Genomic DNA, 22,103 nt, shown 5'->3' with positions numbered 1-22,103 from the left:
CGCCCCGCGCCCGGCGGCCGGCGCGTGCGCGAGCCGCAGCTCACCCGCACCCGCAGCCGGGCGGGGACGGTGGTGGCCCGCACGAGCGGGCTGCTCGGGCTGTCCTCGACCCGGCGCGCGGCGATCCTCGCGATCGTGGTGTGCGCGCTGGCGCTGACCGTGGCCGTGCCGCTGCGCAACTACGTGGCGCAGCGGCAGGAGCTGGCCGCGGTCCAGGAGCAGCAGCGCGCGCTGGCCGCCGAGGTCACGCAGCTGGAGGAGCAGAGGGCCCGACTGTCGAACCCGGACGAGGTCGCAGCCGAGGCCCGGTCGCGGCTCGGCTACGTCCGCCCCGGCGAGGTGCCCTACGTGGTGCAGCTGCCGGACACGCCCTCGGCCGCCGACGTGGAGGCCGCGCGCAAGGGAACACCCTGGTACCGGACCCTGTGGAGCGACGTGACGGAGGGCGCCCCCCGATGACCGAGACCATCTCCGAGGTCGACCGCGAGACCGTCGCGGCGCAGCTCGGGCGTGCCCCGCGGGGCATGCGGCTGGTCGCGGCGCGCTGCCCGTCCGGCCACCCGAACGTCGTGCAGACCGCGCCGCGGCTGCCCGACGGCACGCCGTTCCCCACGCTCTACTACCTCACCTGCCCGCGGCTGGCCTCCCGCATCGGGACGCTCGAGGCCTCCGGGCTGATGAAGGAGATGACCGCGCGGCTCGAGGAGGACCCGGAGCTGGCGGAGCGCTACCGCCGGGCCCACGAGTCCTACCTCGCCGAGCGGGACGCGATCGAGCCGCTGGGCACGGACATCAGCGCCGGCGGGATGCCCGGCCGCGTGAAGTGCCTGCACGTCCACGTGGCGCACAGCCTCGCCAAGGGCCCGGGCGTCAACCCGTTCGGCGACGAGGCGCTGGAGCTCCTCGGCGACTGGTGGACCGGCACGGACTGCGCCTGACACCTCGTGAGTGGCGATGGTCGCCAGAGCGACTATCGGCACTCACAGGGTGGGGGTGACGCGCTCCAGCAGCGGCTTCGCGGGGACGCCCTCGGGCAGGGTGCCGGCGGTGCGCCACGGGCCGTCGGGCTGCAGGCGGCCTGCCAGGAAGGCGTCGGCGACCTCGGCCGGGGCGGTGCGCAGGAGCAGCGAGCCCTGCAGGCACAGCGCGAGCAGCTCGGCCAGCCGCCGGGCCCGCCGCGGCTCCGGGTCCGGGAACTCGGCGCGCAGCTGGTCCACGGCCCGGTCGAACCGGGCGTCCGCACCCGAGGCGAGGGCGATCTCGTCGAGCACCGCGTCGGCGGACTCCGGCGAGCGGGCCAGGGCGCGGAGCAGGTCGAGCGCGGTGACGTTGCCCGAGCCCTCCCAGATCGAGTTCAGCGGGCTCTCCCGGTAGAGCCGCGGCATCGGCGACTCCTCGACGTAGCCGTTGCCGCCCAGGCACTCCAGCGCCTCGGCGACGACCGCCGGCGTCCGCTTGCACACCAGGTACTTCGACGCCGGCAGCGCCAACCGGAGGAAGGCCGTCTCGCCCCGGTCGACTGCTCCGGCCAGCCGGATCGCGAGCGTCGTCGCGGCCTCGGACTCCACCGCCAGCTCGCCGACCACGGCCTGCATCAGCGGCTGGTCCGCGAGCAGGGCGCCGAACGCCGAGCGGTGCGCCACGTGGTGTGCAGCCTCGGACAGCGCGGCCCGGACCGTTCCGGCGGCGCCGAGCACGCAGTCCAGACGGGTCATCGAGACCATCTCGATGATCGTCGCGACGCCGCGGCCCTCGTCGCCCACCCGCCAGCCGACGGCGCCGGAGTACTCCAGCTCGGCCGAGGCGTTCGAGCGGTTGCCGAGCTTGTCCTTGAGCCGCTGGATCCGCAGGGCGTTGCGGGTCCCGTCGGGCAGCACGCGGGGGAGGACGAAGCAGGTCAGCCCGCCCGGCGCCTGTGCGAGCGTGAGGAACAGGTCGTTCATCGGGGCCGAGGTGAACCACTTGTGCCCGACGAGGGAGTACGTGCCGTCGGCGTTCGGGGTGGCGCGCGTGGTGCCGGTGCGGACGTCGGAGCCGCCCTGCTTCTCGGTCATCGACATGCCGGCGAGCAGGCCCGGCTTGGTCTCCGGGCGGGCCAGCCCCGGCGCGTAGGTGCGGGAGGCCAGCCCGGGCTCGTAGCGCTCGGCGAGCTCGGGGGAGTGGCGCAGCGCGGGGACGGCCGCGTAGGTCATCGAGATCGGGCAGCAGTGTCCCTGCTCCAGGTTGCTGACCAGGTAGAACCCGGCGGCGCGGGCGAGGTGGGAGCCGTCCGCCCACGGAGCCGCGTGCAGCCCGTGCTCCACCGACAGCTGCATCAGCGCGTGCCACGACGGGTGGAAGTCCACCTCGTCGATCCGGTGCCCGTAGCGGTCGTGGGTACGCAGCACCGGCTCGTGCTCGTTGGCCAGCCGCGCGTGCTCGCGGTACTCGGCCGATCCGACGGCGAGGGCCAGCGCCTTCAGGTCCGGCGCCGCTCCCTCCCGGCGCAGCGCGTCGGCCAGGCCCGGGTCGCACCCGAGCGGGTCGAACCCGTCGAGCGGCGGGACCTGGTTCACGACGGTGTGAGTGCCCAGCTCGGTGCCCGGTGCCACGGTCATTACCGGAGGGTAACCCCGCGGCCGGCGGATCCGGGAGCGCGCGGCCGCCCGGACCGCCCCGCCTGCCGATACGGTGAGCGGGAACGACCCCCGAACCCACAGGAGCACGCATGTCCCGGGTGGCCGCCATCGACTGCGGGACCAACTCGATCCGCCTGCTGATCGCCGACGTCACCGAGACCTTCGACGGCACGAAGGACCTGCGCGACCTGCACCGGGAGATGCGGATCGTGCGGCTCGGCAAGGGCGTCGACGCGACTCGCCGGCTCGACCCGGAGGCCCTCGAGCGCACCCGCGCCGCGCTGGTCGACTACGCGGCGGCCATCCGCCGCAAGGGCGTCGAGCGGGTCCGGATGGTCGCCACCTCCGCCACCCGGGACGCGACCAACCGCGAGGACTTCTTCGGCATGGTCCGGGACGTCCTCGGGGTCGAGGCCGAGGTGATCAGCGGGGACGAGGAGGCGCGGCTGTCCTTCCAGGGCGCGGTCGGCGACCTCGACCCGGACGACGGCCCGTTCGTCGTCACGGACGTCGGCGGCGGGTCGACCGAGGTCGTGGTCGGCACGCTCGGCGACGGCGTCGCGGCGGCCCGGTCCGTCGACGTCGGCAGCGTCCGCCTCACCGAGCGGTGCCTGCCCGGCGACCCGCCCGCGCCCGACGACGTCGAGAAGGCCCGGGCGCTCGCCCGCGAGATCCTGGACGAGGCGTTCGAGGCGGTGCCGGTCGAGGGCGTGAAGTGCTGGGTCGGCGTGGCCGGCACGATCACCACCCTGTCCGGGATCGCCCAGGACCTGCCGGAGTACGACCCCGAGGCCGTGCACCTGTCCACGCTGACCCGCGACGACGTGCACCGGGTCGCCCAGATGCTCGTCACCTCCACGCACGACGAGCGGGCGAAGCTCGGCGCGCTGCACCCCGGCCGGATCGACGTCATCGGTGCGGGCGCGCTCGTCGTCGAGGCGCTGGCGGACGAGCTGCACGCGAAGGCCGGCATCGGCAAGCTCGTCGTCTCCGAGCACGACATCCTCGACGGGATCGCGCGATCGATCGCCTGAGATCACCGGTGCGGTCCGCACCGACGCTCGCCGATCTCGACGCCCGGATCACGGAGTGCCGGGCGTGCCCGCGGCTGGTCGAGTGGCGGGAGAAGGTGGCGCGGGAGAAGCGCGCGGCGTTCCGCGACTGGGAGTACTGGGGCCGTCCGGTGCCCGGGTTCGGCCCGCCCGACGCCCGGCTTCTGATCGTCGGGCTCGCCCCGGCCGCGCACGGCGGCAACCGGACCGGACGGATCTTCACCGGCGACCGCTCCGGCGACGTCCTCTACGCCGCGATGCACGCCGTCGGCCTCGCGAACCAGCCGACCGCGGTGCATCGCGACGACGGGCTGCGGCTGAGCGGCACCCGGATCACGGCGCCGGTGAAGTGCGCCCCGCCGGAGAACAAGCCCACCCCCGCCGAGCGCGACGAGTGCCGGTCCTGGCTCGACGCCGAGATCGAGCTGCTCCGCCCGACGGTGCGCGCCGTCGTCGTCCTCGGGGGTTTCGGCTGGCAGGCGCTGCTGCCGGTGCTCGCCGACCACGGCTGGACGATCCCGCGGCCGCGCCCGCGGTTCGGCCACGGCGCGCACGTCGAGCTCGCGTCGGTGCGGCCCGCGGAGACGCTGCACCTGTTCGGCAGCTACCACGTGAGCCAGCAGAACACCTTCACCGGCCGGCTCACCCCCGCGATGCTCGAGGAGGTCCTCGCGGCCGCGGCCCGCGCGGCCGGCCTGTAGGTGAACTCACACTGCCTCGGACGCAGATCACGTCGGATCCGACGGTCGAGCTTACGTCTTCGGGGTACGAATGTGGGTATGGCGCACGCTCAACGAATCGTCGTGGTCGGTGGCGGCTACGTCGGCATGTACACCGCTCTGCGGCTGCAGAAGAAGCTGCGCCGCGGCGAGGCCGACATCACGGTCATCGACCCCCAGTCCCACATGACCTACCAGCCGTTCCTCCCCGAGGCGTCGGCCGGCTCGATCGAGCCGCGGCACGTCGTGGTCCCGCTGCACAAGGTGCTGCGCGGCTGCCGGGTGCTGACCGGCCGGGTCACCGCCGTCTCCGACGCCGACAAGAAGGTCACGGTGCAGACCGCGGCCGGGCACACCACGACGCTGGAGTACGACGTCCTCGTCGTCGCCCCCGGCTCGGTCGCCCGGACCCTGCCGGTCCCCGGGCTGCCCGAGCAGGGCATCGCCTTCAAGACCGTCGGCGAGGCCATCTACCTGCGCAACCACGTCCTCTCGCGGCTCGACGCGGCGTCGACGACCGCGGACCCCGAGCTGCGCAGCCGGCTGCTGACCTTCGTCGTGGTCGGCGGCGGGTACGCGGGCGTCGAGGCGCTCGCCGAGCTCGCCGACATGGCCCGCTACGCGACCCGCTACTACGAGGGCATCGAGCCGGGCGACCTGCGCTGGGTCCTCGTCGAGGCGATGGACCGGATCATGCCCGAGGTCGGCCCGAAGATGGGTGCGTACACCGTGCGCCGCCTGCTCGACGCCGGCATCGAGGTCCTGCTCGAGACGCGCGTCGAGTCGATGGTCGACGGGCACGTCGTGCTGTCCGACGGCAGTGAGTTCGACGCCGACACCATCGTCTGGACCGCCGGCGTCAAGCCGAACCCGATGCTGGAGCAGACCGACCTGCCCCGCGGCCCCCGCGGGCACGTCGAGTGCGCCGCCGACCTCACGGTCAACGGGCTGCAGGGCGTGTTCAGCGCGGGTGACTGCGCCTCGATCCCGGACCTCACCAAGGACGACCCGAACGCCCGCACCAGCCCGTCGGCGCAGCACGCCGTCCGGCAGGCGAAGGTGCTGGCGGACAACATCGTCGCGTACCTGCGCGGGTACGAGATGAAGCAGTACAGGCACAGCTACGCCGGCTCGGTCGCCAGCCTCGGCCTGTACAAGGGCGTCGCCCAGATCTACGGGATCAAGCTCAAGGGCTTCCCGGCCTGGTTCATGCACCGCACCTACCACGTGAGCCGCATGCCCACGTGGAACCGCCGCTTCCGGATCGTCATGGACTGGACCACCGCGCTGCTCATGGGCCGCGAGGTCGTGGCGCTGGGCCAGATCCACGAGCCGAAGGCGGAGTTCAGCCGGATCGCGGGCGGCACGGTGACCCCGCTGCCCCCGACGGTCGCGCAGGAGGCCGACGCCAAGGCCAGCTGACGCGGCACCGGCCGACAGGCGCTCGACGGCGCCCGCCCTTCACCGGGGGCGGGCGCCGTCGGCGTTCTCCGGCCGGGGTCGTCGTTAGGCTGCAGCCGGGCCCCCGTAGCCCAACGGCAGAGGCAGGCCCCTTAAAAGGGTCACAGTGTGGGTTCGAGTCCCACCGGGGGCACCGTGCCCGACCAGCCCTACTTCCGTACGCGGAAGCGGAGCATCGTCACGGGACCCGACTGCCTGTTGTCGAACGGTTCGAGGTCGATCCTGCCGAGACCCGAGGTCGAGAAGCGCACGCCGTCGCCGAGGAGTACCGGCAGGACGTACACCAGGAGCTCGTCGACGAGACCTCGTTGCAGGCACTGACCGGCCAGGTCGGCACCGAGGATCTCCAGGTTCTTCCCGCCCGCGGCGGCGCGCGCCGTGGCGACGGCCTCCCCGAGATCGCAGGTGAGGAAGGTGACTCCGCGCTCCGGTTCGTCCGGCGGCCGGTGGGTCAGGACGAACACCGGTCCCCCGTCGTAGTCGGTGTCCCCGGACATCCGCTTGCCGACCTCGTGGGTGCCCCGACCCACCAGCATCGCCCCGGTGGCCTGCATGACCTCGGGGAACGCGTCGTTGTCCAGGTACTCGAAGATCCAGTCCATCGCGTCGTCCGGGCCGGCGATGAAGCCGTCCAGGGACATCGCTCTGTTCACGACGACCTTGCCCGGGCCGGCGTCCGCATCACTCATGTCAGCATTGACCGGGCGCGGGTCACGAACTCATCGGTCGCGGACGGCAGCGGCGGGGCTCAGTCGGTGGTGGCGCCGAACCACCGGGGCAGGGCGCCGAGCAGGTCCTGCTGGTCCTCCCCGACCCAGGCCACGTGGCCGTCGGGCCGCAGCAGCGCCGCGGGCACGTCGAGCTCCTCGCTGACGTCGACGACGTGGTCGACCCGGTCCGCCCAGCCCTCGACCGAGAGCCGGCCGGTCTGGTCGAGGAGCAGCCCCCGGCCGGCGCGCGTCAGCTCGTAGAGGCGGCCCTTCTTGAGCTGCACGTCCCGCATCCGACGGCCGACCAGGTCCGGCCCCGGACCGAGGTCGTAGCGGATGTCGACGGCGGTGATCTTCTCGATCAGGTGGCGGTTGACCTCCTCGAAGGCCATCAGCTCCTCGACGAGCCTGCGCACGGCCTGCGCCCCGGTCGTGGTCGACATCAGCTCCATCTGCGCGCGGGTGTTGTCCAGGACGGCGGTGGCCACCGGGTGCCGCTCGGACTGGTAGCTGTCCAGCAGGTCCGCCGGCGCCCAGCCCGCGACCGCCGCCGCGAGCTTCCAGCCGAGGTTGAACGCGTCCTGGATGCCGAGGTTGAGGCCCTGCCCGCCGGTCGGCGGGTGGACGTGCGCCGCGTCGCCGGCCAGGAACGCGCGGCCCTCGCGGTACCGCTCGGCCTGCCGGGTGGCGTTGCCGAAGCGGGACAGCCAGCGCGGCGAGTGCACCCCGAAGTCGGTGCCGGCGACGGCCCGCAGCCGGCCGCGGAAGTCCTCGAGTGTCGGCCGGGCGGCGCGGTCCTCGGTCACCCCGACCGCGGGCACGACGACGCGGTACCGCCCGTCGCCGACCGGTCCGAGGCCGAACCGCTTCTCGGTCTCCCGGACCTCCGACACCACCGCGGCCACGGTCTCCGGCGGCGCGGTCACCTCCATCTCGCCCAGCAGCGTCTCGACGGTCGAGGGCTCGCCCGGGAAGCCGATGCCGAGCAGCTTCCGGACGGTGCTCCGGCCGCCGTCGCAGCCGACGAGGTACCGGGCGCGCAGCCGGGTGCCGTCGGCCAGGTCGGCGGTGACCCCGTCCGCGTCCTGCGCCAGCCCGACGAGCTCGGTGCCGCGCCGGACCTCGGCGCCGATCTCGAGGGCGTGCTCCTCCAGCAGCCGGTCCGTGGTGGTCTGCGGGATCCCGAGGACGTAGCCGTGCGCGGTGTCCAGCCGCGGCCAGGGCATCGGGATGCCGGCGAAGAACCCGCCGACCTCGTACTTCCTCCCGTGCTCCAGGAACCGCTCCAGCAGCCCGCGCTGGTCCATCACCTCGATGCTGCGCACGTGCAGCCCGAGCGAGCGCACGAACGGCGGCTGCTCGGCCTCCTTCTCCAGCACGACCACGTCCACGTCGTGCAGGCGCAGCTCCGCGGCCAGCATCAGGCCCGTCGGCCCGCCGCCCACGATGATCACGTCGGCCATGCATCCCCCCGATTCCTGCAGGTCCTGGCTTCGGCGGGCGATTCTGGGCCACGACCCGGGTCTTGCCGCAAGGCCCCCGGGGCGCTATACGTTGACAGTGGCGGGAGGTCGGTGACGGCCTCGTCCCCTGGTCCGACGTCGAGCGCCCGGCCCCTGTCAGCCCTCGGCCGTGGGCACGTGGTGGATGTCGAACGGCTTGTTCGTGATGAACAGGAAGGTGCAGTCCGCGTCCGCGGTGGCGCCGTGCTGCATGGTCCCGCCCTCGGGGAACCAGACGAAGCTGCCGGGCCCGAAGTCGCCCTGGTGCGTGTTCAGGACACCGTCGAGCACGTAGATGCCGTGGCCGCAGGGGTGGGTGTGCCAGGTGTTCGTGAAACCGGCCCGGTAGACCATCTTCACCACCATCATCCCCGTGTCCGGGTCGTCGAGGAGCGGCACGTGCTCGAGGTGGACGTTGATGGCCGGCACGGGGAAGTCCTGCCACTCCGCGGTCGTCGTGTCGACGACGGTGAGGTCCACCGGCTTCAGAGTCTCGGTCATGAGGTGCCCCTCCGACGTGGGTGTTCCGGATCGGTGTCCTCCGGCCTACCACCCCGGCACGCCACGTCAAGCCGCCGTTCCGCCGCTCCGTCCGCCGCACTGCGCCCGACGGCCGCAAACCCGTGGTGATCGCGCGGACCAGGTGCTTGTGTGGCGGGAGCACCGTGGAAGGGGCTCGGCTCGTGATCCAACCGTCCGCCGTCGTCGGCGTCGTCCTGATCGCCCTCGGCATGGTCCTCACGCCGGGGCCCAACATGATCTACCTGGCCTCGCGGGCGATCTCCCAGGGCAGGCGCGCCGGACTCGTCTCGCTGGCCGGGACGGGCGTGGGGTTCCTGTGCTACCTCGTGGCCGCGGTGGCCGGGCTGTCCGCCCTGTTCGCCGCGGTCCCCGCCGCGTACACGACCGTGAAGATCGCCGGCGCGCTGTACCTCGCGTGGTTGGCCTGGGGCATGCTGCGGCCGGGCGGCCGCTCGCCGTTCGAGGCCCGTGACCTGGAACCGGCGTCCGACCGGCAGCTGTTCGGCATGGGGCTGCTCACCAACCTGCTCAACCCCAAGATCGCGCTGATGTACGCGGCGCTCCTGCCGCAGTTCGTCGATCCGTCCGGCGGGGCGGCGTGGGGTCAGTTCCTCCAGCTCGGCGCGGTCCAGATCGTCGTCGCCCTGACCGTCAACGCCCTGATCGTCCTGGCGGCGGCGTCCGTCGCCCGGTTCCTGGCCGCGCGCCCGCGTGCGATGACCGTCCAACGGTGGGTCGCGGGGAGCCTGCTGGGCGCGTTCGCGGTCAGGACCGCGGTGGGGCACACCCCGGCGACGTCCTGACCGGACGCGGCTAGTCCGCGTGCCCGACGACGTTGACCACCACGCCGTGCGGGTCCCGCACGAAGAACCGCCGCACACCCCACGGCTCGTGGGTGAGCGGGTGGACGATCTCGTAGCCGCGGCGCTGCGCCTCCGCGTAGGCGGCGTCGACGTCGGCCACCTGGACGCTGAGGGATGACAGCTCGGGCGCGGTGGCGTCGCCGGCGACGAGGCTCACCTGCACGCTCGGGTTCGTCGGCGAACGGAAGCTGGCGACCCAGCCGAGGTCGAACTCCTTGCGCAGGCCGAGGAACTCCTCGTAGAAGTCGTGGCCGGTGGAGGCGTCGTCGACGTTCAGGTTCGGCACGATGCGGCGGAGGATCATCGGGGCTCTCCCGTGGTCGGTCGTCGGACGAGGCCCACGACCCCGGCCAGGACCACGAGGGTAGCGGTGCGAAGGCCTTTCCTCCCTCGACACGGCTAGCGCGGACGGCAGCGCTCGCGCAGGGTCGGCACACCGGGCGGGTGCGGAACTCATCGGCGGGCCGGGCCCGCGGGCGTCACGGCGGCGGCGGGACGACCCCGAGCTGGACGAGGAGGCCGAGGGTGTCGGCGCAGACCCAGCGCTCGACGCACCGGGCGTCGCGGAAATGCAGGATCGTGATGCCCGGCAGGCTGATGTCGCGCCCCGTCTGGGGGATGCCCATGTAGTCGCCGTCGTGCCGGCCGGTCAGCGTGAAGCGGCAGGCCAGCCGGTCGCCGTCGCTGAACGTCTCGTGCAGCTCCAGGTGGTTCCCCGGGAAGGCCGCGAACATGGCCTGGTAGGTCGCACGCACGGCCTGCTTGTCCAACGGTTGCGGGGCCATCCCGTGCAGCTGGATCTCGTCGGCGTAGATCTCGAGGTAGCCCTCGAGGTCGCCGGCGTTCCAGCGCTCGATGGCCCGGGCGAGCGCGGTCTCGTTGCGCGAACTCGTGGTCGTCGTGGTCAACGTGGCCTCCTCGAGGGGAGCGACCGGTGGGCGGGGCGGACACCGTACTGCGACGGATCGACGTCCGGCTGCCGCCGTTCGGCCCTTGTCCTCGGGCGTCCGGGACCCTTCCGGTGCCGGCGCGTCGCCTCTACGTTCCTGCCATGCAGACCCGGATCATGGGCACGACGATGCCCGTCCTGGAGATCACCATGGGTCCCGGCGAGCAGGTGATCGCCGAGGGCGGAGACGTCGCCTGGCTGTCCTCGGGATTCGACCTCGAGACGTCCACCCGGTTCGGCTCGGGAGGCCGGGGCGGCTTCATGAGCGGTCTGAAGCGGGCACTCGGCGGCGGGCAGCTGTTCCTCACCGAGTACACCGCCCCGCAGGCCGGCGGGTTCGTGGCCTTCGCGACCGACCTCCCGGGAACCATCAGGGAGCTGCGGGTCGACGCCGCGGACGAGTTCATGGTGCAGTCCGGCGCCTACATGGCCAGCACCGCGAAGGTCGAGGTGTCGGTCGGGCTGCAGAAGAAGCTCGGCGCCGGGATCTTCGGGGGCGCCGGCGTGGTGTTCCAGAAGCTGTCGGGCGACGGTGTCGCCTGGGTGCAGCTCGCCGGCGAGATCACCGAGTACGACCTCCCCGCCGGGCGGTCCATGCTGATCCACCCCGGGCACCTGGCGCTGTACCGCGCCGGGATGGAGCTCCAGTTCACGTCCGTGCGCGGCGTGAAGAACAAGCTGTTCGGGGACTCGCTGATGCTGGCGGAGATCCACGGGCCCGGGCACGTCTGGCTCCAGTCGATGACGGCCGAGAAGCTCGCCTCCGCGATCCAGCCCTACCTGCCGGAGCGATCCTCGCCCTCCGACAACGGCTGATCCCGGCCCCGAGCTGCGGGGTGAACGGACGCCACGTCGTCGGCCATCCGGCGGTGGACCCCGTCGGGGCACAGTCGCACCCTCGTTCCTCCGGCGCGCGGGCACGTGCGCCTCGGCCAGGGGAGGACGAGATGGCTACGGTCGAGGTCAACGGCACGACGCTCTACTACGAGCGACGCGGGGAGGGCCCCGCGGTCCTGTTCATCTCCGGAGCGACCGGCGACGCCGGGCACTGGACCAGGGTGGCCGATGCCCTGGTCGACGAGTTCACGGTCCTGACCTACGACCGGCGCGCCAACTCCCGCAGCCCGCGGCCGGAGGGGTGGGACGCGGCACCGATCGACGAGCAGGCCGACGACGCCGCCGAGCTGCTCAGGGCGCTCGATCTCGCACCGGCGGTCGCCTACGGGAACAGCTCGGGCGCGACCATCCTCACGAGCCTCACGCTGCGGCATCCGGAGGTTCTCCGCGGCGCGATCTTCCACGAGCCGCCCTACGCCGCCGTCGCTTCCGGTGGGGAAGTCGCCGGCGCCCAACTGCAGGCGGTCGTCGAGCAGGGGATGGCTCAGGGGGGCCCGCCGGTGGCCATGGAGAAGTTCATCCGCTGGGTCGCCGGGGACGAGGTGTTCGAGTCGCTCGACGACGACCTCCGCACCCGGATGCTGGGCAACGGCGAGGTCTTCTTCGGCCTGGAACTCGCGGACGTGATGAGCTACCTGCCCAGCGAGGAAGATCTCGCGGAGGTCCGGGTTCCGTGCGTGGTCGCGGCCGGCGCGGACAACTGCGATCCGGCCGCACAGCACCACTGGTTCTGCGAGGCCTCGCGCTGGTTCGCCGATCAACTCGACGCGCCGTTCCTCGAGACCCCGGGTGCCCACGTCCCCCAGGTGACCCATCCCGGGGCGCTTGCGGAGGTGCTCCGGCCGATTCTTCGCAAGCCACCGGAGTCCGCCCGCGCCGGGGCCTGACGAAACCGCCGGTCCGGGGCGCTGCCTGCGGGGCGGTGCTTCGGAGCGAGCGGGCGGGCACGGCCGTCCGCCGGCCCGCCCAGTGCTTCGCCTGGGCGGGTCGTCAGAAGGGTGGGGTTTCGTCGAGGTCGGTGGCGGGGTGGGGTGGGTGTCGGGGTCGTCGTCGTGGTCGTCGGTGGCTGGTCGCCAGACGATCAGGGGCCAGTCGCTGGGCTCCCTTCGCCGCAGCGCCCGCTGCGCCCCAGGTCCACCACGGCCATGACTCACACGCCGCCTGCGCCTGGCTCCGCCGATGAGGAACGAGGCCCGGTCGAGTCCCTCCTCCGAACCCCGACCGCAAGGAGGAGACAGATGGACGACGCCACCCGCACCGCGGCGGTGGAGCGCCTGGAGCCGTTGGTGGGGGAGTGGGCGGTCGAGGCGCGGTTCACCTTCACCCCCGAGCCCACCCGCGGCACCCTCCACTTCGCGTGGCAGTTGGGCAGGCAGTTCCTGCAGCAGCGGTCCACCACAGAGCATCCGGCGGCGCCGGACGTCCTCGCCCTGCTGTCGGTGGCAGAGGAGGGCGACGGCCACGAGTACGTGCAGCACTACTTCGACTCACGCGGCGTCGTCCGCCTGTACCGCATGACCCTGCGCGACAACGAGTGGACGCTCCTCCGGGACCGTGCGGACTTCACCCCGCTGGACTTCGCGCAGCGCTACACGGGCACGTTCGGCCACGACGGGCGGACGATCACGGGCCGCTGGGAGAAGTCGCACGACGACGGCGCGACCTGGGAGCACGACTTCGACCTCGACCACCGCAAGCTCACCTGATTCGGTCCTCGCGTCACCGCTCGCGCCCCGCGAGGCGGCCGGCGCACCGGGCGATGCCCTGCTTGATCATGCGGCCGTAGCCGTCGTCGGCCAGGGCGTCGACGGCCTGTTCGGCCCGGGCGAGGTGGTCGCGGGCGCGCCCGGGATCGCCGAGGCGGCGGTGGACGTCGGCGAGGTTGAGGTGGAGCGACGGGTAGAAGCCCGCCACGGCGAGGGAGTGGTGGTGCTCCTGCGCCCGCTCGTCCGTCAGCTCGTCCGCGGCCGCGAGCGCGCGGAGGTCCCACCGCAGCTCCTCGGCCGGATCCTCCTGCACGTCCGCCGCGTGGTGGGCGAGCGCGCAGCGGTGCAGCGGGTCGCCGCGGGGACCCAACCGCTCCCAGAGCTGCGTGAACCGCTCCCGCGCCTGCGCCGCCGAGCCGGCGTGCCCCAGCTCGACCACCTGCGCGATCTCGGCCATCACCGGGTCCGGTCGTTCCACCCTCGCCCCTCCTCGTCCGTCCGGACCGGACCGTACGGAGGAGGACCGACAGTTCCCGCGCCGCCGATGGGCGAGGATCTCCTCGTGTCCCCGCTCGCGGCGCTGCTCGCCTTCGGCGCAGGGCTGGTCGTCGCCGTGGTGACCACGCCCGTCGGGGTGTCCGGCGCGGTCTTCCTGCTCCCGGTGCAGTTCGACCTCCTACGGGTGCCCAGCCCGGCCGTCACCCCCACGAACCTGCTGTACAACGTCGTCGCCACCCCCGGCGCCCTGATCCGCCACCACCGCACCGGCGCGCTCGGCGGCCCGCTCACCCGGCGGCTCGTCGCCGGCACGCTGCCGGGCGTCGTCGTCGGGACCCTCGTGCGGGTCTTCCTCGCCCCCGGCGACCGGGTGTTCCGCGTGCTGGCGGCCGTGCTGCTGCTCGGCATCGGGATCTGGCTGTGCCTGCGGATCCGGGACCGTCCGGCACCACCGCGCGAGCTGCGGGGGCCGGTCGTGACCGGGCTCGGCGCCGTCGTCGGGGTCGTCGGCGGGATCTACGGCATCGGCGGCGGGTCGCTGCTCGGGCCGGTCCTCGTCGGGGCGGGCATGTCCGTCGCGACGGTCGCCCCCGCGGCCCTGGCGGCCACGTTCCTCACCTCGGTGGCCGGCGTGGTGACCTACGGCCTGCTGTCCCTGGTCGTCGACGGGCCGGTGGGGCCCGACTGGGTCACCGGACTGTGCTGCGGCGCAGGGGGCCTGATCGGCGGCTACCTCGGCGCCCGTCTCCAGCCGCGGGTCCCGGAGACGGCGCTGCGCACGCTGCTCGGGGTCCTCGCGATCGGGCTCGCGGTGACCTACCTCGTCCAGGCCGCCCGCGGGTAGCGGCTCAGCCCGCCGTGGAGGCCGTGTAGGTCGGCGCGGGCAGGTCCAGCACCCGCGAGTTGCGCTGCCGCCACACCAGGTAGGCGATACCGAGCCGGGTGCGGCCGATGCCGTCGAACGGGTCGAACCCGACGACGTCCGTGATCGCGTCGAGCCGGGTCCGCAGCGTGCTGTGGTGCACCCCGGCCAGCCGCGCGGCCTGCCGGACCGACCCGGCGCGGACCAGCGCGTCGAGCGTGGCCGGGCCCCAAGCGTGCCGCATGACCTCGTCGAGGGAGTCGACGTCCGGGAGGTCGGCGTCGAGCGGGGCGTCGGCGAGCAGCTCGATCACCCCGCCGTAGCGGTCGGCGAGCACGCAGGGCGTGGCCGGCGGCGCGCACAACCGCAGCGCGACGACGGCGGTCCGGAACGAGCGGTGCAGGTGCTCCACCGTGGTCGCGACCCCGACCCCCGACGGGCTCGCGCCGCCGGATGTCCGGTCCTGCGGCACGACGAGCGCGTGGATCGGGCCGTACGGCGTGGCGACGACGTCCTCGGCGCCGGTCGGGTGCTCCGCCCACACCGCGAACAGCGGCGCGGCGAGCACGCGGTACTTCGCCCCGGGCGCGAGGTGCAGGCGCGCCGCGGCGGTGCGGCGCTCCTCCACGGGGACCGAGCGGTCGAGCAGCAGGCCCAGCTCGCGCCGGTTGTCCGCGTCCCGCCGGCCGCGCCCGTGCCGGATCCGCACGGCCAGCGCGAGCCGCTCGAGGATGATCGTGTCGTTGGCGTGGGCGGGTCCCTCGCGCTCGAGCCACACCGTGAGGCCGTCGCAGCGGATCGACGAGTCCGGCGGCGGCAGCGCCCGCCCCTCGGCGAGCTCGCCCTTGGGCGTGACCCGCACCGCCCGTGGCGGCAGGTCCTGACAGAACCCCGCGGTGCAGCCCGCGAGCGAGGCGGCGGCGCTGAGCAGGCCGCGGGTGTTGACGTTGCCGACGACGAGCTCGTCGAAGCAGGCGATCACCCGCAGACTCACGCTGGCCTGGGGGTCGAGGGCGGAGATGCGGCCCAGGAGCTCCTGCACGACCACCTCACGACGTCGTTCCGAGGGGCCGAGTGTAGTGGCCCGGGTCACTCGTCAGCACCGGGTCAGTCGGCCAGGATCTTCTCCACCCAGGCGTTGCGGGTGCGGATCATCCCGCGGGCGAGCGCGGTGTGCGAGGCGAAGATGTCGAAGGCGTGGAAGCCGCCCGCCCAGACGTGCAGCTCGGCGTCGCCCCCCGCGGCCCAGATCCGGTCGGCGTAGGCGATCGCCTCGTCCCGGAAGATCTCCGCTGCTCCGACGTCGACGAACGCCGGCGGCAGCCCGCGCAGGTCGGTGGCCCGGGCGGGCGCGGCGTAGGGCGAGACGTCCGGTCCGCCGCGCGCGTCGCCGAGCAGGGCGGTCCAGCCGGTCTCGTTGCTGACCCGGTCCCACACGCCGACTCCGTCGAACTGCCGGGTGGACGGCGTGCCGCCCCGGTCGTCGAGCATCGGGTAGTCCAGCACCTGCCCGCGGAGTGCCGGCCCGCCCCGGTCCCGGGAGGCCAGGGCCGTCCCCGCCGCGAGGCCGCCGCCGGAGCTGGCGCCGGCGACCAGCAGCCGGTCGCGCCGGATCCCGAGCCCCTCGGCGCTCGCGGCGACCCACTCCAGCGCCGCGTAGCAGTCCTCGCGCGGGTACGGGTCGGGGAACTCGGGCGCCAGCCGGTACTCGACGGTCACGAGCACCGCACCCAGCCCGTCGACCCAGTCCAGCACGAGGTCGGCCCCACTGAACCGGTCGCCGAACATCAGGCCGCCGGAGTGCACGAAGAGCACTCCCGGCCGGGGCGTGTCGATCCTCGCCGGCCGCAGCACGGACACGGCGAGCGGGTCCCCGCGATGCCCCGCGATCACGTGCTCGCGCCGCTCGATCGCCCGCCCGCGCAGGGTGTCCTCGATCGGCGGGGAGGCGTACGAGCGGCGCATGAAGGCGATGAGGTCGGGCGTGATCGTCGGTGGGAAGACCCCGCCGACCACGGCCAGGCCGGCCTTCAGCTCCGGGTCGAACTCCGGGCGCGGGACCGCCGTCATCGTCGGGACCTCCCCCGGACGTGCCCGCCGCGGCCGGCGCACCGGCCGCGACGGGCGGGGATCAGAGGGCGGCGTAGAGCGCGGACTCGAAGTCCCCGTAGAGCTTCCAGGCCTCGTTCTCGGTGATGAACGGCAGCGAGTTGGTGTAGATCGACGCACAGACCCCGGACGCGCGGTCGACGAAGAAATGGGTGTTGAACAGCCCCGCCCACGCCCCGGTGCCCGCGCGTCGGCCCCCGGGGACGTCCCGGGTGTTCAGCAGGAGCCCGAGGCCCCACTTCCACCCCGGCCCGACGCGCAGGGCGTCGGTGATCGGCGGGTCGACCGTCGGGATGTCGGCGGGGAAGTCCAGGTCGCCGATCTGGTTGGTGAAGGCGGCGTCGACGGTCTGCTCGCGGAGGATCCGCGTGCCGTCGAGCTCGCCGCCGCGCAGCAGGGCGCGCTCGAAACGGATGTAGTCGCGCGGGGTGGAGTAGAGGCCGTGGCCGCCGGCGTACCAGTCCGGCTGCTGCGGCAGCAGCTCGCCGGCGGAGGTCCAGTTCCCGTCCTCGCCGCGGACGTGCACGGTCACGCAGTTCTCGCGGCGGCCGTCGTCGAGCAGGAACATCGTGTCGTCCATGCCGAGCGGGCCGGTGATGCCCTCCTTGATCACCACGTCCAGGCCCTGGCCGGCGACCGCCTCCACGACCTTGCCCAGCCAGTCCGTGTTGATCCCGTAGACGTACTGCGTGCCGGGGTCCGCGACCAGCGGCGCCTTGAACGCCTCGGCGCCGCCCAGGACGTTCGGCAGGCCCGTGACCTTCTGGTACCTGTCGAGCGCCTCGTTCCAGAACCAGTACCCGAGACCCGACGTGTGCGTGATCAGCTGCTTCACGGTGGCGCGGCTGCCGGCCGGGCGCAGCTTCGGGGTGTCGCCGTCGAAGCCCTCGAGGACCTGGATCTCGGCGAACTCCGGGCAGTAGGTGTCGACGGGCGCGTCGAGCTCGAGCTCGCCCCGTTCGACCTGCTGCAGCGCCGCGGTCGTCGCGACCATCTTGGTCATCGACATGATCCGGAACTGGGTCGAGGTGGAGACCTCCTCGGTGCTCTCGCCGACGATGCGGGGGCCCGCCCCGCCCTCGTAGATGATCCCGTCGCGGTCCGCGGCGATCGCCGCGACGTGCGGCACCGCGCCGGACTCGACCGCCTCCCGCAGGACCCGGTCGATGCCGCTTCCGTCGATGGCAGGACTCATGCTGACCTCCGGTGGTCATGTCGGGGATTCGGGTCGATCGTGCCGACCCGCCGCACCCCGCGGTACCGACGATCACGCGCAGCTTCGGGTGCGGCGCCCGCCATTCGGCGGGTGGGCCCGGCCTGCGCGGGCCAGCGGGACGGCCCGCCGGGTGTGGGACCGGCTGCCGTGCACCCGGTCGACTTCGTGGGACTCGAGGTGGGCATGCCATCAAGCGCACCCGCTCCGGCGAGCTCCGGTTCGACCAGGTCAGACCGTCGCTCCGTTCCAGTGGATCTCCCCGTCCGGCCAGTCCCCCTGGGTGACGGGCAGGACCAGCGTGGTCGTCGTGATCTCGTCGACGAAGGGGCGCGGCTCCGTGGTGTCGTCCGGGGAGTAGACGGCGCGCCGGGGGGCGAGCCTGTGCCAGCCGCCGCGCTCGTAGAAGGCGACGTGGTGCTCGGCGCACATGAGGATGCCGAAGGGCACCGCCAGCTCGCCGAGGAACGCGCGCACCCGGTCGAGCAGCGCCAGACCGACGCCCTGCCGCTGCAGCCCGGGCCGCACCGCCACGAGGCCCACCACCGCGGTCAGCTGGTCCCTCCCGTCGACCTGCAGGAAGCGCCGCAGCACCCCGGCGTGCGCGGCCGGGCCCTCGCCGTCCCAGCCCATGACGCGGGCCTCGGGCCGCACGTAGGACCACGTCCGCACCCCGCCGAAGAACTCGGGGAGGTGTGCGTAGGCCGCGCGGAGCAGGACCGCGAGCTCCGCGTGTTCGCCCATCGTGATCCGGCCCTCGCGACACGCACTCCACTGCACGCCCCGACCCTCGCAGAGATCGCCGTCGACGGCCGGATGGGGCCCTGTTCGGCCCGGTGACACGGCGTGATGATCGTGCGGTGACGCGGGTCCGGAGGGGACGTCGGACACCGGGCGGAGGCACCTCCGGTCTACCGGATCGAGGGGTGTGCTCCACCGGACGCGTGAACGACGGCCGAACGGGGTAGTGCCGGATCATGACCATGGTCGAGGCGAACGAGAGAACGGACGTGGCCGGGCGTCGCGTGGACGGCCGCCCCGCCTCGCTCGTCGCCGCGTTCCGGGACGCCACCTGCCTGCCCGGTCTGCGCGCGTGGCTGCGCGAGCAGCTGGCCCCCACGGACACCCTGCTCGACGCCGAGCTCGTCTGCACCGAGCTCGTGACCAACGCCGTCGAGCACGCGGGCGGGCCGCGGCGGCTGCGGGTCACCGTGCTCGACCGGGTCCGGATGCGCATCGAGGTCGACGACGCCGGCGCGGGCGACCCGCTGACGGTGGGGGAGTCGCGGCTCGGCGCGCACCGGGGCCGGGGCCTGACCATCGTCAACGCGGTCTCGCGCTGGGGCGTCCGCCGCACCCACACCGGCAAGACCGTCTGGGCCACGCTCGAGCTGGCCTGAGAAGAGATATCCGGACGATCGACGAATATCCGGCAACACCGTTTCCGTTCCGGCGCGGCGGGGTAGCCGAAACGTGATCGTCGTGGGCCAGACTCGGTACCGGCGCCGCGCAGCCGGGGGTCCGGCGCCTGCGGCGAGTCCCGATCTGCCTCGCGCGCGCAACTGGGGAGCTACGCGCGCACCCCCGGAGGTACCGCGGTCCGGCCGGCTCGACGGCGGCCGGGCCGCACCCCCGTTCCACTCCTCGTCCACCGCCCTCAGACGGTGTCGCGGGCCGCCGACCGGCCCGCTCCGCGGCCGCTGAACAGGCAGCCGCCGAGGAACGTGCCCTCCAGCGAGCGGTAGCCGTGCACGCCGCCGCCTCCGAAGCCGGCCACCTCGCCCGCCGCGAACAGCCCCGGCACCGGCGTGCCCGCGGCGTCGAGCACCCGGCCGGACAGGTCGGTCTGCAGCCCGCCGAGCGTCTTGCGGGTCAGCACGTGGAGCTTGACGCCGATCAGCGGGCCCGCCTTCGGGTCCAGGATGCGGTGCGGGGACGCCGTCCGGCCCAGCCGGTCGCCGCGATAGCGCCGGGCGTTGTGGATGGCGCTGACCTGCAGGTCCTTGGTGAAGGGGTTGGCCATCTCGCGGTCCCGGGCCACGATCTGCCGCTCGATCGCCGCCGCGTTCAGCAGCGGCTCGGCGGTCAGCTTGTTCATCCCGTCGACCAGTTCGGCGAGCGTCGTGGCGACCACGAAGTCCTCGCCGCGCTCCTTGAACGCCTCGACGGGCGCGGGGGCGCCGGGACGGATCCGGCCGAGCGTGGCGCGGACGTCCTTCTCGGTGAGATCCGGGTTCTGCTCCGAGCCCGAGAGCGCGAACTCCTTCTCGATGATCTTCTGGGTCAGCACGAACCAGGAGTGGTCGTGGCCGGTGGCGCGCAGCGCCCGCAGCGTGCCGAGCGTGTCGAAGCCGGGGAAGTACGGCGCGGGCAGCCGCCGCCCGGTGGCGTCCAGCCAGATCGAGGACGGCCCCGGCAGGATCCGGATCCCGTGCCCGGCCCAGACGGGGGTGTGGTTGCGGATGCCCTCGGTGTAGTGCCACATCCGGTCGCGGTTGACGATCCGCCCGCCCGCCGCCTCGGTGATGCCGAGCATTCGGCCGTCGACGTGCGCGGGAACGCCCGTGACCATGTGCTCCGGCGGGGTGCCGAGCCGCGCCGGCCAGTTCGCGCGGACCAGGTCGTGGTTCGCGCCGATCCCGCCCGAGGTCACGATCACCGCCTGGGCCTTCAGCTCGAAGGTCCCGGTCTCGACGCGTGAGCTGGCCGCCCCGCGGGCGGCCGGGCTCGGCTCGAGCACGGCGCCCGACACGCCGTCGACCACCCCTCCGGTCCTGGTCAGGGCGTCGACGCGGTGCCGGAACCGCAGCTCGACCAGGCCGGCGCGCTCGGCGTCGTGCACCGCCGTGGCGAACGGCTCGACCAGGCCCGGCCCGGTGCCCCACGTGACGTGGAAGCGCGGGACGGAGTTGCCGTGCCCGTCGGCGAGGTAGCCGCCGCGCTCGGCCCACCCGACCAGCGGAAACCAGCGCACGCCGAGCCCGTGCAGCCAGGCCCGCTTCTCGCCGGAGGCGAAGTCGACGTAGGCGGTGGCCCACTGCCGGGCCCAGAAGTCCTCCCCGGCCGGGTCGTCGACCTCCCGGTCGAAGCCCGCGCTGCCCAACCAGTCCTGCAGGGCCAGCTCGGCGGAGTCCCGGATGCCCATCCGGCGCTGCTCGGGGGAGTCGACGAGGAACAGCCCGCCGAACGACCAGAACGCCTGGCCGCCCAGGTTCGTCTCCGGCTCCTGGTCGACCAGTACGACCTTGCGGCCCGCGGTGGCGAGCTCGGCGGTCGCGACGAGACCGGCCAGCCCGGCCCCCACGACGATCACGTCGGCGTTCACGGTCCCACCCTGGCCCCCGCCGCTCCCGGCGGCAATCCCGACATTTCGCACCCACCGATGAGTTCGGCCGCCCGACCGGGTCGGCCCTCGTGACACCGATCCGAGGAGGAGACCCATGACCCTGCCGGAGATCGTGACCCGGGAGGAGTGGCGCGCGGCCCGCCTGGCGCTGCTGGAGCGCGAGAAGGAGCTGACGCGGGCGCGCGACGCGCTGAGCGCCGACCGCAGGCGGCTGCCGATGGTCGAGGTCGAGAAGGACTACGTGTTCACCGGGCCCGACGGCGAGGTCGGCCTGCTCGACCTGTTCGAGGGCCGCCTGCAGCTGCTGGTCGGGCACTTCATGTTCAAGCCGGAGTGGGAGGACGGGTGCCCGAGCTGCTCCGCGGGCGCCGACGAGGTCAACGAGGGGCTGCGGGAGCACCTCGCGGTCCGGGACACCACGCTGGCCTACGTCTCGCGCGCGCCGCTCGAGAAGATCGAGCGGTACAAGGGGAAGAAGGGCTGGACCTTCCCCTGGTACTCGTCGTACGGCAGCGACTTCAACTACGACTTCCACGTGACGCTCGACCCCGCCGTCGCGCCCGTCGAGTACAACTTCCGCACCGCGGAGGAGCACGCCGCGGCCGGCACGGGCTACTACGTGGAGGGCGACTTCCCGATCGAGGGGCCGGGCCTGTCCTGCTTCTTGCGGAACGGCGAGCGCATCTTCCACACCTACTCGCAGTACGCCCGCGGCGCCGAGTGGACCGGCGGCTCCTACGCCTTCCTGGACCTCACCGCCCTCGGGCGGCAGGAGGAGTGGGAGGAGCCGAAGGGGCGGTCCGCGGCCGCACGGCGCACCGGCCCGAGCTTCGCGGGCTGAGAGTTCTCATCTTTTCGACGTGCGTCCGTCCAACCGCGTAACGCCGGTCCCTCACCGCACGAGGTATGGGCACACCGCGTGTTGCTGGGGAGCGAACACGCGCTGCCGGGCGCCGCGATCCGGACCCTCGGGAGGATCGCGCGGGAACCGGCTCGTCCGGACCCGTCCGCCACTCGAATCTGCACGTACGTCGCCCGTTGTCTGTCCCTGATCTTCTGATGGGTGACGGGTCGGG

Annotated in this window: 24 protein-coding genes and 1 tRNA gene; 13 read left to right on the top strand and 12 right to left on the bottom strand. The window is 73.4% G+C overall.

All coding sequences use genetic code 11. The features are described from left to right. Positions 1-459, top strand: a 459-nt coding sequence (locus AB0B41_RS36520; RefSeq protein ID WP_358211609.1) for a septum formation initiator family protein, incomplete at its 5' end; no start/stop codon positions are given. After that, positions 456-938, top strand: coding sequence for a DUF501 domain-containing protein (locus AB0B41_RS36515; protein ID WP_358211608.1), 483 nt, complete (start codon positions 456-458; stop codon positions 936-938). The genes AB0B41_RS36520 and AB0B41_RS36515, both read left to right, overlap by 4 nt. Before the next feature lie 42 nt (positions 939-980). Here AB0B41_RS36515 and AB0B41_RS36510 read toward each other — a convergent pair whose 3' ends face one another. Further along, positions 981-2,597: an acyl-CoA dehydrogenase family protein gene (locus AB0B41_RS36510; protein WP_358211607.1), complete on the bottom strand. Its 1,617-nt coding sequence runs from the start codon at positions 2,595-2,597 to the stop codon at positions 981-983. Between the two features lie 110 nt (positions 2,598-2,707). Between AB0B41_RS36510 and AB0B41_RS36505 the strand changes: the two genes are divergently transcribed. From AB0B41_RS36505 to AB0B41_RS36490, 4 genes are all read left to right on the top strand, one after another. Beyond that, complete coding sequence (locus AB0B41_RS36505; RefSeq protein WP_358211606.1) at positions 2,708-3,652, top strand: Ppx/GppA phosphatase family protein; 945 nt, start codon at positions 2,708-2,710, stop codon at positions 3,650-3,652. Positions 3,653-3,660: 8 nt separating this feature from the next. Next, on the top strand, positions 3,661-4,371 hold the full coding sequence (locus AB0B41_RS36500; protein WP_358211605.1) for a uracil-DNA glycosylase: 711 nt from the start codon (positions 3,661-3,663) through the stop codon (positions 4,369-4,371). A 78-nt stretch (positions 4,372-4,449) separates the two neighbouring features. Beyond that, the gene (locus AB0B41_RS36495; protein ID WP_358211604.1) at positions 4,450-5,811 is read left to right on the top strand and encodes an FAD-dependent oxidoreductase; all 1,362 of its coding nucleotides are present in this window, start codon (positions 4,450-4,452) and stop codon (positions 5,809-5,811) included. Positions 5,812-5,910: 99 nt separating this feature from the next. Beyond that, positions 5,911-5,983 (top strand) — tRNA-Leu (locus AB0B41_RS36490). 16 nt (positions 5,984-5,999) lie between these two features. Here the strand turns inward: AB0B41_RS36490 and AB0B41_RS36485 are convergent. From AB0B41_RS36485 to AB0B41_RS36475, 3 genes are all read right to left on the bottom strand, one after another. Beyond that, positions 6,000-6,539: a dihydrofolate reductase family protein gene (locus tag AB0B41_RS36485; protein ID WP_358211603.1), complete on the bottom strand. Its 540-nt coding sequence runs from the start codon at positions 6,537-6,539 to the stop codon at positions 6,000-6,002. A 59-nt stretch (positions 6,540-6,598) separates the two neighbouring features. Continuing rightward, a complete protein-coding gene (gene rox, locus AB0B41_RS36480; protein ID WP_358211602.1) occupies positions 6,599-8,023 on the bottom strand; it encodes a rifampin monooxygenase in 1,425 nt (474 codons plus the stop codon). 156 nt (positions 8,024-8,179) lie between these two features. Continuing rightward, positions 8,180-8,563 (bottom strand): cupin domain-containing protein, encoded by a 384-nt coding sequence (locus AB0B41_RS36475; RefSeq protein ID WP_358211601.1) that lies wholly within the window; start codon positions 8,561-8,563, stop codon positions 8,180-8,182. A gap of 182 nt (positions 8,564-8,745) precedes the next feature. On the opposite strand from AB0B41_RS36475, the gene AB0B41_RS36470 reads away from it, so the two are divergent. Further along, on the top strand, positions 8,746-9,387 hold the full coding sequence (locus AB0B41_RS36470; protein WP_358211600.1) for a LysE family translocator: 642 nt from the start codon (positions 8,746-8,748) through the stop codon (positions 9,385-9,387). 10 nt (positions 9,388-9,397) lie between these two features. Here the strand turns inward: AB0B41_RS36470 and AB0B41_RS36465 are convergent, their stop codons facing one another. Next, positions 9,398-9,751: a VOC family protein gene (locus tag AB0B41_RS36465; protein WP_358211599.1), complete on the bottom strand. Its 354-nt coding sequence runs from the start codon at positions 9,749-9,751 to the stop codon at positions 9,398-9,400. Between the two features lie 175 nt (positions 9,752-9,926). Beyond that, positions 9,927-10,355: an ester cyclase gene (locus tag AB0B41_RS36460; protein WP_358211598.1), complete on the bottom strand. Its 429-nt coding sequence runs from the start codon at positions 10,353-10,355 to the stop codon at positions 9,927-9,929. A 143-nt stretch (positions 10,356-10,498) separates the two neighbouring features. On the opposite strand from AB0B41_RS36460, the gene AB0B41_RS36455 reads away from it, so the two are divergent. The 3 genes from AB0B41_RS36455 to AB0B41_RS36445 all read left to right on the top strand — a co-directional run bounded on the left by AB0B41_RS36455 (position 10,499) and on the right by AB0B41_RS36445 (position 12,999). Continuing rightward, a complete protein-coding gene (locus tag AB0B41_RS36455) occupies positions 10,499-11,212 on the top strand; it encodes a TIGR00266 family protein (protein ID WP_358211597.1) in 714 nt (237 codons plus the stop codon). A gap of 131 nt (positions 11,213-11,343) precedes the next feature. Then, positions 11,344-12,180 carry an alpha/beta hydrolase gene (locus tag AB0B41_RS36450; protein WP_358211596.1) on the top strand — a complete coding sequence of 279 codons (837 nt, stop codon included), beginning with the start codon at positions 11,344-11,346 and terminating at the stop codon, positions 12,178-12,180. 351 nt (positions 12,181-12,531) lie between these two features. Further along, positions 12,532-12,999 carry a hypothetical protein gene (locus tag AB0B41_RS36445; RefSeq protein ID WP_358211595.1) on the top strand — a complete coding sequence of 156 codons (468 nt, stop codon included), beginning with the start codon at positions 12,532-12,534 and terminating at the stop codon, positions 12,997-12,999. Positions 13,000-13,012: 13 nt separating this feature from the next. Here AB0B41_RS36445 and AB0B41_RS36440 read toward each other — a convergent pair whose 3' ends face one another. Beyond that, a complete protein-coding gene (locus AB0B41_RS36440) occupies positions 13,013-13,456 on the bottom strand; it encodes a hypothetical protein (protein ID WP_358211610.1) in 444 nt (147 codons plus the stop codon). A 105-nt stretch (positions 13,457-13,561) separates the two neighbouring features. On the opposite strand from AB0B41_RS36440, the gene AB0B41_RS36435 reads away from it, so the two are divergent. Further along, a complete protein-coding gene (locus tag AB0B41_RS36435; protein ID WP_358211594.1) occupies positions 13,562-14,341 on the top strand; it encodes a sulfite exporter TauE/SafE family protein in 780 nt (259 codons plus the stop codon). A 4-nt stretch (positions 14,342-14,345) separates the two neighbouring features. Here AB0B41_RS36435 and AB0B41_RS36430 read toward each other — a convergent pair whose 3' ends face one another. The 4 genes from AB0B41_RS36430 to AB0B41_RS36415 all read right to left on the bottom strand — a co-directional run bounded on the left by AB0B41_RS36430 (position 14,346) and on the right by AB0B41_RS36415 (position 18,461). Further along, positions 14,346-15,401, bottom strand: coding sequence for a helix-turn-helix domain-containing protein (locus tag AB0B41_RS36430; RefSeq protein ID WP_358211593.1), 1,056 nt, complete (start codon positions 15,399-15,401; stop codon positions 14,346-14,348). A 65-nt stretch (positions 15,402-15,466) separates the two neighbouring features. Beyond that, complete coding sequence (locus tag AB0B41_RS36425) at positions 15,467-16,429, bottom strand: alpha/beta hydrolase (protein ID WP_358211592.1); 963 nt, start codon at positions 16,427-16,429, stop codon at positions 15,467-15,469. A gap of 61 nt (positions 16,430-16,490) precedes the next feature. Further along, a complete protein-coding gene (locus tag AB0B41_RS36420; protein WP_358211591.1) occupies positions 16,491-17,663 on the bottom strand; it encodes a serine hydrolase domain-containing protein in 1,173 nt (390 codons plus the stop codon). Positions 17,664-17,912: 249 nt separating this feature from the next. Next, a complete protein-coding gene (locus AB0B41_RS36415; protein ID WP_358211590.1) occupies positions 17,913-18,461 on the bottom strand; it encodes a GNAT family N-acetyltransferase in 549 nt (182 codons plus the stop codon). A gap of 197 nt (positions 18,462-18,658) precedes the next feature. Between AB0B41_RS36415 and AB0B41_RS36410 the strand changes: the two genes are divergently transcribed. Continuing rightward, positions 18,659-19,081, top strand: a complete 423-nt coding sequence (locus AB0B41_RS36410; protein WP_358211589.1) for an ATP-binding protein — start codon at positions 18,659-18,661, stop codon at positions 19,079-19,081. 257 nt (positions 19,082-19,338) lie between these two features. Here AB0B41_RS36410 and AB0B41_RS36405 read toward each other — a convergent pair whose 3' ends face one another. Beyond that, positions 19,339-21,006, bottom strand: coding sequence for an FAD-binding dehydrogenase (locus tag AB0B41_RS36405; RefSeq protein ID WP_358211588.1), 1,668 nt, complete (start codon positions 21,004-21,006; stop codon positions 19,339-19,341). 115 nt (positions 21,007-21,121) lie between these two features. Here AB0B41_RS36405 and AB0B41_RS36400 point away from each other — a divergent pair, with 115 nt between their 5' ends. Continuing rightward, positions 21,122-21,868: a DUF899 domain-containing protein gene (locus AB0B41_RS36400; protein ID WP_358211587.1), complete on the top strand. Its 747-nt coding sequence runs from the start codon at positions 21,122-21,124 to the stop codon at positions 21,866-21,868. Positions 21,869-22,103 lie beyond the last annotated feature (235 nt).

The organism is Pseudonocardia sp. NPDC049154 (assembly GCF_040648315.1).
Lineage (GTDB): Bacteria > Actinomycetota > Actinomycetes > Mycobacteriales > Pseudonocardiaceae > Pseudonocardia.
The sequence above is the reverse complement of the archived record's forward strand: the minus strand, read 5'-3'. Positions and strand labels throughout refer to the sequence as shown.